We start from the raw sequence: 11,937 nt of genomic DNA, 5'->3' as shown, positions 1-11,937 counted from the left end.
GTAATTATCAAGGGGTGAGAAAATGCACGCAGCTAAAAACACACGAATTGTAATATTCCTTGGTTTATTACCAGCTGTACTTCTTTATCTTGTTTTTGCTATTTTGCCGATTCTACAATCCTTTTATTTCTCACTAATGGAGTGGGATGGATTTTCGGACATGAAATTTATTGGACTTGATAATTTTGTTAGGTTATTCCAGGAACCATTGTTTTGGAATTCTGTTAAAAACAATATTTATGTCGTAATGGCTTCTGTATTTGGTCAAGTACCGATTGCTTTGTTCCTCGCACTATTGTTAAATCGGAAAATAAAAGGTTTAAAAATATTCCGTACGATTGGCTTTTTGCCCGTAGTATTATCAACTGTTGTAATTTCGTTAACATGGGGTCTTATTTTCAACTCGGAAAACGGGATGATTAATGAGTTGCTTCGAACAATAGGTCTTGGAGGATTGGCGCAAAATTGGCTTGGAGATACAAAGTGGGCGATGATTTCTGTCTCATTCGTAATAATTTGGCAGTTCGTTGGTTTATATCTCATTATCTTTTTAGCCGCACTACAAAATGTGCCGGAAGAAGTGCTAGAAGCAGCAAAAATTGATGGTGCTTCAGAATGGACTACTACTTGGAAAATCACTGTACCAATGATATGGGACACGATTATCGTAGCTGTTATTTTATGTATTTCAGGTAGTTTAAAAACATTTGACTTAATTTATGTCATGACCCATGGTGGGCCAGCGCATTCGACTGATGTAATGGCATTATATATGTTCAATGAAACGTTTAGTAAGCTTCAGTACGGTTACGGAAGTGCTGTATCAGTATTTATATTCTTCTTTAGTTTAACATTAATTTTTATTGTTACGAAGCTATTAGGAAAAAGAATGATTAAAGATTGATAGAAAGGAGATAAGTTAAATGGAACCAGTAGTAAACCAATCACCAGAAATTAAAAAGAAAAAATTAAAAAAGAACCGACTTAAGAATCCAATTATCTATCTTGTCTTGTCTGTGTTTGCATTAGTAAATGCGTATCCGATTATTTGGATGATCATCAACTCGTTTAAGTCGGAGAAAGAATTTGCGACGAATCAATTTGGATTTCCACGTGAATTTATTATTGAAAACTATATTAGTGCATGGAAAACGGCGAATTTAGGTGCATTATTTACAAACAGTATATTTATTTGTGTAACGGCAACAATTTTAACGGTTTTAATCGGTGCGATTGCATCTTATTTCCTAGCAAGATTTAAATTTAAGATGAACAAATTTGTTTACACCTTATTTATTTTCGGTTTGTTAATTCCGATTCACTCAACACTCGTTCCGATGTTTATTTTAATGCGGAATCTTGGTTTATTGAACACACCGATTACATTGATATTCCCATATATCGCGTTTCATTTACCGATAACTATCTTTCTATTAACGAGTTTTATGAAGCAATTTCCAAAGGATATTGAAGAATCAGCTATTATGGATGGTGCCGGTATCTTTAGAATATTCCGCTCGATCATTTTACCAATGTCTCGTCCTGCGGTAGCAACGGTTCTAATCTTAAACTTTATTTATAACTGGAACGAGTTCTCATTTGCTCTCGTTTTAATAAACGATCCAGGGTTACAAACACTACCATTGGGTCTTGCTAGTTTCGCTGGTCAGTTTACAACCAATTATGGCGCTCAGATGGCTGGTTTGACAATGTCGTTGATTCCAATCCTTGCTTTCTATCTATATTTAGAAAAAGATATAGTAAATGGAATGACAGCAGGTGCTGTAAAAGGATAGTATATAGGTAGCAAACATAAAAGGTTGATGTATATGTTCCGTAATTGGAGTTTAAGAAATAAATTCGTAACACTATTTATCGTTTTAATAACGCTACCTACTATTCTTTTTGGTATTTTAATTTACAACCAAGCGACAGAAGCATTTAAAAATCAAGCGGAGCAAAATATTAGCTCAAGGCTAGAGAAAAATGAAAAAAACCTGACAGCTATTATCCGTGAGATTGAGAACATGTCCTCCTATATGATTTTTGATGAAAATTTCCAGACATTTTTCACAACGCCACTGGAGGAGATGCAGCAAATAAGAGAAGCGGAGGATGCAATTAAAGGTTATTTCACGTTTCAAATGATGAGCTACGATTATATCGACTCAATCGAACTGACAGGTGAGGAAGGTATTTCCCTAAACTTTGGTAACTCTAGGATAGGCAATGAAGTGGACTTAAAGGATGAAGCGGTTAAAAAACGTGGGGGACCACACTGGAGTAATTCCTATCAGGTCTTTAATGAATGGTCAGGAACTAACACTGTAATCAGCTTAACAAGAGTTATTAATGATATAAATCGTATTTCTGATCCAATTGGATTCATAAAGATTCGACTTGATGAGTCAAAAATTTATCAAACGGTGGAAGTTGACCCGTCACAACAAGGTGAATACTTTGTTATGTCTAATGAAGGTGACGTTGTACTCCACAAGGATCGTTCGCTAGTTGGTAATCGGTTTCCAGATCCGAATGTAACGGACCTAGTTATAAATAGTGAGAAAAGTACGCACACCTATGAATCAGACGGTAATACATTTCTGATAGTTAAGAAGAAGGTACAGGGTACAAATTGGTCATCTGTTGTGATGGTGAATCAAGATGAGGTCGTTCATAATTTATATAATGTAAGAACACTAATTGTAAATATGATTATTTTACTTGGTTTACTAGGTGTAATTGCTTTTATCGGATTTTACTACTGGCATATCAAACCGATTGTTGAGCTAACGGAGCAAACGAAACAGTTAGAAAAGGGAGACTTCTCTGCGAAGGTAACGATTAATTCTGGTGATGAAATTGGTAAGTTAGGCATGCGATTTAATAAAATGGTTGTCACAGTCCAGAAGTATATTGACATCGAATATAAATTGAAAATCAAACAAAATGAGTCAGAGCTTAAAGCGCTACAAAACCAAATAGATCCACACTTTTTGTATAACACCCTTGATATGATTCGTTGGACAGCTAGAATGGAAAATGCTTTAGAAACAGGTCAATTAATCGAACGACTGTCAAAGATTTTTAGAATGAATCTGAATATGGGGAAAATGTGGGTAACAATAGCTGAAGAGATGGCCTATATTTATAACTATTTAGAATTACAAAGAAGTCGGATGGGAGATCGTTTGACTTTTACTATTTATTACGATGACCAAATAAAGCAAGCGCATATTATAAAGCAAATCCTTCAGCCTTTAATAGAAAACAGTATCCTTCATGGCTTTAAGGATCTCCCGAGACAGGGGAAAATTTATATTCGCTGTTACAAAAAAGGTCAAGAAGTTTGGATAGATCTTATCGATAATGGCCGGGGATTTCCGAATAAAGTGGAAACTGTTGAGGAGGTACCAGAAACAGGTTATGCATTGATTAACCTTAAGGAACGATTGGATATTGCTTTTGGGACTGAATTTGGGATGGAGCGGTTAGAAGTACAACAGGGTACTTGGATACGCTTGAAGTTGCCAATACTCGGAGATAGTGATATTAAAAATATGTCAAAAGAATCAGGTGAGTAGGATGACCTTTAAAGTCTTAATTGTAGATGACGAACCAATTATTTGTCGTGGTTTGACACAAACTATTCCATGGGAAAATCATGATGTGGAAGTGATCGGTGTCGCACATGATGGTCAAGATGCGATTAACAAAATAAAAGCAAACGACCAGATTGATATAGTCATAACGGATGTTAGAATGCCCAATAAAGATGGGTTACAGTTAGCGGCACACCTAGCTGACAATTATCCTGCTATTAAAGTTATTATGATCAGTGGGTATGATGAATTCAGCTATGCTAAACAAGCGATACATTTAGGGGTGAAGGAATATCTAGTAAAGCCGGTTGACATTGATGAACTGTTGCAAGTTGTAGGGAAAGTCATTAAAGAAATAAAGGAAGTGCAACTTGAATCGACTCAATTTCATTATTCAGCTTTCATGAATGCTGTATATCACCAGGTATTTTATGATCCAGGGGAGGTTGCAGTTGAATTTGAGACCTTACAAAATGAACGAGTTTACCCATTTATATCGATAATGAAAAATTATATCGATGTATCCAAACACATGCAACATGAGGAATTAAACGATTTTAAACTTAAATGGAAAAGGGAAATAGACAATCGTTTAGCTACTGATCAATTCACTAGTGTATCGATTTATATTAGTGTTAATATTTTGCTAACGTGTATTTTGGAAGATAAAAATAACCTAACACCAACAGAATTACTACCTATTGCAAAAGACAATGCTTCAAAGCAATTCATCTTTAATAAAACGAGTATTAAACTAAAGAATCTTTATAAAACGACTAATCAGTTGACTGAAGAATTGAAAACGTTATCTATAGGAGAAGCCGAGATAATTACCCGTTCGGAAATAGATGAAGAAGCTGCAACTAAGCGACTTTTTCCAGTTGACATGCAAGATAGTTTAATCCATGCAATTGTACGTTTTGATCGAACACAAATCACGGAATATACGAACCAATTGTTTCGTTATCTTAAGATAAATCACTTTCTATTTGAGGAATCTGTTTCAGTTTGTAGTGACGTAATAAAAAAAGTGATCGAAACGCTGCAGAATTTGAAGCAAAGAGAAAAGAGTACGACCTATTATTATTTTAATCAGAGCATGGACACGCTTTTGACTGACTCTTATCAAACACTACAGAAATTGTTTGAAAATGACATAGAAAAAATTATATGTGCGTATAAATTAACAGATATTGATGATAAAGACTGGCTCATTACAAGAGCAATTGACTACATCCAGTCCTATTATAAGTCAGAAATAAAGGCGCATGAAGTTGCAAACGTTATTAACATCTCGCCAAATTACTTCAGTTCTTTATTTAAACAGAAGACCGGAAGAAATTTCAATGAATATGTAAATCATATGCGTGTGGAGGAAGCTAAAACGTTGCTTGCACAAACACCATTTAAAGTAAGTGAGATAGCAGAACAAGTTGGTTTCCATGAGTATAAGTATTTTGTGGAAGTATTTAAGAAATTCTCTGGCATGACACCAACAACCTATAGAAAATTAACGGCAGTCAAAAATGGGTGAGTCGGTTAGGATGCTTTTTATAAAGGTGACGCGTTAACAAGGGCAATGTATGTCGAGGCATATCGGAATCATTAGAGGAATCTAAGGAGGAAAACGAATATGGAAAACATAAAAGTAACTGTACCAAAGGATTTCATGATTGGTGCCGCTATTTCAGCATGGCAATCAGAGGGATGGTCAGGAAAAAAAGAATCACAGGATTCATATCTTGATCTTTGGTATAAAAACAACAAGGAAGTTTGGTATAATGGTTATGGCCCAGCTGTAGCGACGGATTTTAAAAATCGCTATAAAGAAGATATAGCATTGATGAAAGAAATTGGTCTTACACATTTTCGTACGTCGATCAATTGGGCACGTTTTTTAACAGATTACGAGAATGCGGTCGTTGATGAAGAATATGCAAGCTATGTAGATGATGTGATTAATGAATTAATCGCAAATGGTGTTGAGCCAATGTTCTGTTTAGAACACTATGAGGTTCCGGCAGTATTATTTGAAAAATATGGTGGTTGGGGATCAAAACATGTGATAGAATTATTTATCAAATATGCTGAAAAGGTATTTGACCGCTATGGCGATCGTGTCAAGCATTGGTTCTCGTTTAATGAGCCTGTTGTTGTGCAAACGCGTGTGTATTTAGATGCAATTCGTTGGCCGTTTGAACAAAACACAAAGATATGGATGCAGTGGAACTACAATAAAGCACTAGCGACAGCCAGACTTGTGCAGTTATTTAAAGAAAAAGATCTAAAAAATAAAACAGGTGCCAAAATTGGTGTTATACTAAATCCAGAGGTAACCTATGCGCGTTCGACTGCTCCACATGATCAGGAAGCGGCGAAAATGTATGATTTATTTTTCAATCGTACCTTTCTAGATCCTGCGATAAAAGGAGAATTTCCGAAAGAGCTCTTTGAGTTGATGGATAAGCATACTATTACACCAGACTATACAGAAGCGGAATTACAGGTTATCAAAGAAAATACAGTCGATTACGTAGGGTTGAATTTATACTTCCCACATCGTGTTCAGGCCCGAACGTCTGCATGGAATGAGAATATTCCTTTCCACCCAGCTTACTACTATGAAAAATTTGATCTTCCAGGCAAGAAAATGAACCCGTATCGCGGATGGGAGATATATCCACACATCATGTTTGATATGGGTATTCGTATGAAAGAGGAATATGGAAATATCGAATGGTTTATTGCTGAAAATGGGATGGGTGTAGAAAATGAACACCGCTTTAAAAATGAAGAAAATGTGATTCAAGATGACTATAGAATTGATTTTATCAGCGAACATTTGAAATGGCTTCTAAAAGCAGTTGATCAAGGAGTAAATTGTACTGGTTATATGCTTTGGGCTTTCTCTGATTGTGTATCCCCAATGAATGCATTTAAAAATCGATATGGTCTTGTTGAAATTAATTTAGAAGATAATCGGAATCGTAGTTTGAAGAAATCTGCATATTGGTATAAACAGGTTATTGAGACAAGACAGTTCGAAGCTAAAAATGATGCGATTAATAAATAGTTTGATTTGTGAAAAGTTAGATGCTTCGCTGCCTCACCTTATGTGGCAGTGAAGTATCTTTTTATCAAAGAGGAACAAATAGCTACTAAAATTTAAAAGGGAAGTGACTTATGCGAAAATACTTGTCCTTTGATATTGGTGGGACCTTTATAAAGTACGGAATTGTTGGAGAGAATGCTACTATTATAGAAAATAATAAAGTGAAAACACCAGATACATTAGATAAATTAGTCAATCTAATTGATGAAGTAAGTAAAGGAAACAGTGAAGTAGAAGGAATTGCAATTAGTGCGCCAGGTGCTGTATCTGACGAAGGAATCATCTATGGTTCAAGCGCTATTTCTTTTATACATGGGCCCAATATCAAAGAATTAATTGCAGAACGAACAGGGAAATCTGTTTATCTAGAGAATGATGCGAATTGCGCCGGCTATGCTGAAGTATGGGATGGTGCTGCCAAAGGAAAAAAAGATGTGCTCGTTATGGTTATTGGCACAGGTATTGGTGGTTCTGTTATTAAAGACGGTAAGATCCATAAGGGGAACAATTTACACGGTGGTGAGTTTGGCTACATGCTACTAACGACTGACTTAGAAAATAGCGATCATGTCTGGAGTAGAATCGCATCAACGAAAGCTATAGTAAAATATGTTGCGAAGCGAAAACAGGTTGATTATGAGACGCTTTCGGGAGAAGACGTGTTTGAATTAGCAGAAACAGGTGACCAAATTTGTATCGATGCATTGGACCGGTTTTATCACTTCTTAGCTGTAGGAATTTACAATCTTCAATATATTTATGACCCAGAAGTTATATTGATTGGTGGAGGTGTAAGTGCTAGAGAGGACTTAATTGATCGGATAAATGAGAAGCTCGATAGAATTTTAAGTATGATTGATTTGGCAAAAGTTAAGCCCACTATCGCAACATGCAAATTCCGCCAGAACGCTAATCTATTAGGTGCAGTTTATGGATATATGAAGGAATAGAGCAGGGGAAGCAGGGGACGGTTCTCTGCTTCGGAAGCAAAGAACCGTCCCCTGCTTCCTGCTAATCTTGTAGGGTAGGATTTATTTTTAATATCCCAACTAACTGTTCTGCCATGTATGGTGGGGAATACTTGAAATCATCATTTACCCATTCGATGATCAGTCCTAAGATTGCATAGGATTGGTAACTAGACAATAAGTTTAGATTAATTGTATCGTCTAATTTTGCGTGATAAATATTTTGAAGTAATAATGTATTTAATTCATCAGTAATGCGCTTTTGAAATCCTGGTAGGGCATTCGCTTTAATGACTAATTGATATACGTGCTTATGCTCCCATACATGATCAAATATTTTTACTGCGGATGCATTTAACGTACGAATATCTAATTTATTATTATTACGTAAGGGCTCCTTATAAGATTTAGCTAAGTCTGCGATAACTTCTCCTAATATTTCATCAAGTAAATCTTCTTTGTATTTATAATGCCGATAAAAAGTACCACGGTTATAGTCTGCTTCGTTAACGATATCTGTAATGGTTATATCTTTAAACGCTTTAGTAGCCATTAATGCAAAAAGTGCTTGCGTTAAGGCGTTCTTTGTTCTTTTTATTCTTTTGTCTCCAGTTGTATTAGTATTCAACACTTTCCCCCTCCTCTGTTTAAAATCTTAGACTTAATAATCAATACATACTTAAATGTATGCTAATAAACAAAGATAGAATTATTGTTGATTGCATCAACAAGTGTTTCTTTATTATACTATAGATGTTGTTGAATATTAAACAACTATTGAATAATGTAAGCGCATTTAAAAAAAGGAGGATCTGTATGAAATTAAAAGATAAAGTATCCGTTGTAACTGGAGCAGCATCTGGTATGGGTAAAGCAATTGCGGAATTGTACGCAAAAGAAGGTTCGAAGGTTATTGTAGCAGATCTTAATATCGAAGGTGCTGAGGCAACTGTAGAAGCAATTACTCAAAACGGTGGAAATGCTAAGGCTGTAAAAGTAAATGTAGCTAATTTGGCTGATGTTGAAAATATGATTGATACTGCAGTGAAAGAATATGGCACATTAGATATTCTTGTTAATAACGCTGGTATTATGGATGGAATGGAAGCTGTAGGCGACGTAGAAGATGAACGATGGGATTTGATATTCGATATCAATACAAAAGCAGTAATGCGTGCAATGCGTAAGGCTATTCCAATCTTTGAGGAAAAAGGTAAAGGCATAATTGTCAATACTGCTTCTACAGGGGGATTAAATGGTGCGCATGCGGGAGCCGCTTATGTTGCTTCTAAACATGCTGTTGTAGGTCTAACTAAAAACACAGGATTCATGTATGCCAATAAAGGAATCCGTTGCAATGCAATTGCTCCTGGTGGTGTTGCAACAGGTATCACATCGAGTGTAAAAGGCTTTAATGAATTTGGTGCAAGCCGTACGCAATTGGCCCAAGCTGCCATGCCTCGTGTAGGAGAACCAGAGGAAATTGCAAAGGTTGCTCTATTCTTGGCATCAGAAGATTCTAGCTTTGTAAATGGGACTGTAGTGACAGCCGATGCTGGTTGGACAGCAGCTTTTTAAATAAAATTATAGGAGGGGACGGTTTGGAAGTAGAGAACCGTCCCCTGCTTCATTCCCCTGCTTCATTTTACCCCGCCAAAAACGGCAAGTTCAAACCACTTAAAATAGCAATCTGGATGTTTGAAACCAATTTCTCTAAGCCAATTAACCTGAATATCTACTCTTTCCAGTTTGTTATCTTCTATATCAGGACGGCTGTGATATTCCATCGCAACGTCTTTCTTATCCCTTTTATTATGAATAGCAAGATGGTCTATAAATAGCGTATCATATAATTTTTCCACCTCAGAAGTGGCTGAAGCTGTATGCTCAATATTTATGAATATCCCACCATCTGTTAAAAGATTATAAATCTCTCTATAAAGCTCCTGTTTCCTTTCATGTGGTAGATGATGAATAGCAAACCCCGATACAATACAATCAATCGAATTTGGTGTTGCAAATTTTTTAATAGAATTACTAAGGTCAGCATGTATAATGTCACAACGATCACTGTATGGACTCATATGCTTAGTAGCGGCTTGAATCATTGGTTCGGAATGATCTAATAATAGTGCATGAGCATCTGGATACGTTTTAAGCAAAATTTCAGCTAAAAATCCATTTCCACAGCCTAAATCGATTATTTTTTTTGGGTTAGGGGAGAAATGATTGATTACTTGAAGCATTATTTTAGCTTGATCAGCGCCATAAGGGACGCCGCCTCTAATCTGTTCTAAATAATGTTCTGCAATGTCTTGTCTTTGCCAATTAGTAGTTGCCATTTCCTCGCCTCCGTTTTAGATGCTTTTTAAATTTCTACTAGCTTAATATGAAACATCATACAAGTCAACCATATTTTGTTAATTTAATTCCGTAAACTTTAAGGCGTGTAAATAAAATGCTAGCCCTCAGCTATAACCCGTGCAGAACTTTTCAAATAATCGCGAACAATTGAGTGGTTTGATGAAATAGAAATTTACCTCCGTGGTACAATAAGGGACGTGACAGGCCGTTTTACTTTTTTATTTGTTCTATTATTTGGTATGATTAAAGGATGGAATTATCGAAATTTTCTTTCGGTTGATAAAAAGTACTGAATCATGGTATAAGTGTTATTGAAGCAGAGATATCTTTGCTTTATATTTTTTTTGGATTACATCAAGATTTAACGTGATGCGTTAATAATGAGGGGATTTGAGTTTGAATATGAAAGATAATTTTTGGCTTGATTTACCACGGCCATTTTTTATATTGGCACCAATGGAAGATGTAACGGATGTTGTTTTCCGCCATGTAGTGAGTAAAGCAGCTAGACCTGATGTGTTTTTTACAGAGTTTACAAATACGGTAAGTTATTGTCATCCAAAGGGACACCAAAGTGTGCGTGGTCGTTTAGCTTTTACAGAAGATGAACAACCGATGGTGGCTCATATATGGGGAGATGAACCCGAGTATTTTCGACAAATGAGTATTGGAATGGCGGAAGAGGGTTTCCGTGGTGTGGATATTAATATGGGTTGTCCTGTCCAGAATGTAGCAGCAAATGGGAAGGGATGCGGTCTTATCCGTCGTCCAGAAGTTGCCGCAGAGATAATCCAAGCAGCAAAAGCAGGTGGATTACCTGTTAGTGTGAAAACAAGACTTGGTTACACCGATGTAGAGGAATGGCGCGAATGGCTTAAACACTTATTGGAACAAGATATTGTTAATCTATCGATCCATCTTCGTACAAAAAAAGAGATGAGTAAGGTGGATGCGCATTGGGAACTGATTCCAGAGATTAAGAAACTTCGTGATGAGGTGGCACCACACACACTTTTGACAATCAATGGGGATATTCCTGATCGTCAAACGGGCTTGGAACTCGTTGACAAGTATGGTGTTGATGGGGTTATGATTGGCCGTGGAATTTTTACAAATCCATTCGCCTTTGAAGAGCATGCGAAAGAGCCTACTAGTGAGGAATTACTTGATCTATTAAGGTTGCATCTTGACCTCCATGATCACTATTCGAACGAACTTGAACCCCGTCTATTTAAACCACTTCGTCGCTTTTTTAAAGTCTATGTTCGTGCATTTCCAGGGGCAAGTGAATTACGAAATGAATTGATGAACACCGAAACAACGGACCAAGTACGCACATTGCTCGATAACTTTGAGTGAAAAGGAAGCAGGGGACGGTTCTCTGCTTCCTTGTTTAAGTATGAACTTCTTTTTTTGCGACATCCTTCAGCAGTTTTAAGAGTGAGAAGAGAGATCTTTACTCAATTTTTTTATATTAGAGATAAGCGAGAATACCACGTCCACGTACTTGTGAATATTCATATTTATATTATGCGAACCCACAATGAATTGATGAACACAGAGCAACGGATCAAGTACGCACATTGCTTGAAAACTTTGAGTAAAAGCATGTGACCTATAAAAAACATAAAATATTGAACAATTCTATTTGAATAAAATCAAGAACTCTTGTTCCTGTTCTTGATTATTTATGGTACAATCTAGTAGGATAATGTTTTGTTAGGGAGCGGTCGGCTAACCCCACTTGAAATGGGGTTATCCCTATGGGTATGTATGAGAGTTTCGTGGTGCTGATTGGTTTTGGCACTTTCTTGACTGCATTACTCGCATTGATCAATTCTATGATCAATAAAAAATAGACCTCCCTATTTACCCGTAAAGTGATTAGGTG

At 36.3% G+C, this 11,937-nt stretch carries 11 protein-coding genes; 9 read left to right on the top strand and 2 right to left on the bottom strand.

Going from position 1 to position 11,937, the window contains the following annotated elements; genetic code table 11:
* Positions 1-22: 22 nt before the first annotated feature.
* The 6 genes from D2K60_RS11275 to D2K60_RS11250 all read left to right on the top strand — a co-directional run bounded on the left by D2K60_RS11275 (position 23) and on the right by D2K60_RS11250 (position 7,664).
* Positions 23-904: a carbohydrate ABC transporter permease gene (locus D2K60_RS11275; protein WP_117170088.1), complete on the top strand. Its 882-nt coding sequence runs from the start codon at positions 23-25 to the stop codon at positions 902-904.
* 19 nt (positions 905-923) lie between these two features.
* Positions 924-1,796, top strand: coding sequence for a carbohydrate ABC transporter permease (locus D2K60_RS11270; RefSeq protein ID WP_117170087.1), 873 nt, complete (start codon positions 924-926; stop codon positions 1,794-1,796).
* 33 nt (positions 1,797-1,829) lie between these two features.
* A complete protein-coding gene (locus D2K60_RS11265; RefSeq protein ID WP_117170086.1) occupies positions 1,830-3,584 on the top strand; it encodes a sensor histidine kinase in 1,755 nt (584 codons plus the stop codon).
* A gap of 1 nt (position 3,585) precedes the next feature.
* Positions 3,586-5,136 carry a response regulator transcription factor gene (locus D2K60_RS11260; protein WP_117170085.1) on the top strand — a complete coding sequence of 517 codons (1,551 nt, stop codon included), beginning with the start codon at positions 3,586-3,588 and terminating at the stop codon, positions 5,134-5,136.
* Positions 5,137-5,235: 99 nt separating this feature from the next.
* Positions 5,236-6,675, top strand: coding sequence for a glycoside hydrolase family 1 protein (locus D2K60_RS11255; RefSeq protein WP_117170084.1), 1,440 nt, complete (start codon positions 5,236-5,238; stop codon positions 6,673-6,675).
* Positions 6,676-6,785: 110 nt separating this feature from the next.
* A complete protein-coding gene (locus tag D2K60_RS11250) occupies positions 6,786-7,664 on the top strand; it encodes an ROK family protein (RefSeq protein ID WP_117170083.1) in 879 nt (292 codons plus the stop codon).
* Between the two features lie 61 nt (positions 7,665-7,725).
* Here the strand turns inward: D2K60_RS11250 and D2K60_RS11245 are convergent, their stop codons facing one another.
* On the bottom strand, positions 7,726-8,313 hold the full coding sequence (locus tag D2K60_RS11245; protein ID WP_420818818.1) for a TetR/AcrR family transcriptional regulator: 588 nt from the start codon (positions 8,311-8,313) through the stop codon (positions 7,726-7,728).
* Between the two features lie 185 nt (positions 8,314-8,498).
* Here D2K60_RS11245 and D2K60_RS11240 point away from each other — a divergent pair, with 185 nt between their 5' ends.
* Positions 8,499-9,260: an SDR family oxidoreductase gene (locus D2K60_RS11240; RefSeq protein WP_117170082.1), complete on the top strand. Its 762-nt coding sequence runs from the start codon at positions 8,499-8,501 to the stop codon at positions 9,258-9,260.
* 62 nt (positions 9,261-9,322) lie between these two features.
* On the opposite strand, the gene D2K60_RS11235 is transcribed toward D2K60_RS11240, so the two are convergent.
* Positions 9,323-10,024: a class I SAM-dependent methyltransferase gene (locus D2K60_RS11235; RefSeq protein WP_117170081.1), complete on the bottom strand. Its 702-nt coding sequence runs from the start codon at positions 10,022-10,024 to the stop codon at positions 9,323-9,325.
* A gap of 424 nt (positions 10,025-10,448) precedes the next feature.
* Between D2K60_RS11235 and D2K60_RS11230 the strand changes: the two genes are divergently transcribed.
* Positions 10,449-11,405, top strand: coding sequence for a tRNA dihydrouridine synthase (locus tag D2K60_RS11230; RefSeq protein WP_117170396.1), 957 nt, complete (start codon positions 10,449-10,451; stop codon positions 11,403-11,405).
* Between the two features lie 404 nt (positions 11,406-11,809).
* Positions 11,810-11,905: a putative holin-like toxin gene (locus D2K60_RS20915; protein WP_338048368.1), complete on the top strand. Its 96-nt coding sequence runs from the start codon at positions 11,810-11,812 to the stop codon at positions 11,903-11,905.
* Positions 11,906-11,937 lie beyond the last annotated feature (32 nt).

The organism is Paraliobacillus sediminis, from assembly GCF_003426055.1.
Note: the sequence above shows the minus strand (reverse complement) of the source record. Positions and strands in the feature narration are given on the sequence as shown.

Coding starts and splice junctions, on each gene's coding strand:
- D2K60_RS11275 (WP_117170088.1), top strand. CDS start 23: ATGCACGCAGCTAAAAACACACGAATTGTAATATTCCTTGGTTTATTA.
- D2K60_RS11270 (WP_117170087.1), top strand. CDS start 924: ATGGAACCAGTAGTAAACCAATCACCAGAAATTAAAAAGAAAAAATTA.
- D2K60_RS11265 (WP_117170086.1), top strand. CDS start 1,830: ATGTTCCGTAATTGGAGTTTAAGAAATAAATTCGTAACACTATTTATC.
- D2K60_RS11260 (WP_117170085.1), top strand. CDS start 3,586: ATGACCTTTAAAGTCTTAATTGTAGATGACGAACCAATTATTTGTCGT.
- D2K60_RS11255 (WP_117170084.1), top strand. CDS start 5,236: ATGGAAAACATAAAAGTAACTGTACCAAAGGATTTCATGATTGGTGCC.
- D2K60_RS11250 (WP_117170083.1), top strand. CDS start 6,786: ATGCGAAAATACTTGTCCTTTGATATTGGTGGGACCTTTATAAAGTAC.
- D2K60_RS11240 (WP_117170082.1), top strand. CDS start 8,499: ATGAAATTAAAAGATAAAGTATCCGTTGTAACTGGAGCAGCATCTGGT.
- D2K60_RS11235 (WP_117170081.1), bottom strand. CDS start 10,024: ATGGCAACTACTAATTGGCAAAGACAAGACATTGCAGAACATTATTTA.
- D2K60_RS11230 (WP_117170396.1), top strand. CDS start 10,449: ATGAAAGATAATTTTTGGCTTGATTTACCACGGCCATTTTTTATATTG.
- D2K60_RS20915 (WP_338048368.1), top strand. CDS start 11,810: ATGGGTATGTATGAGAGTTTCGTGGTGCTGATTGGTTTTGGCACTTTC.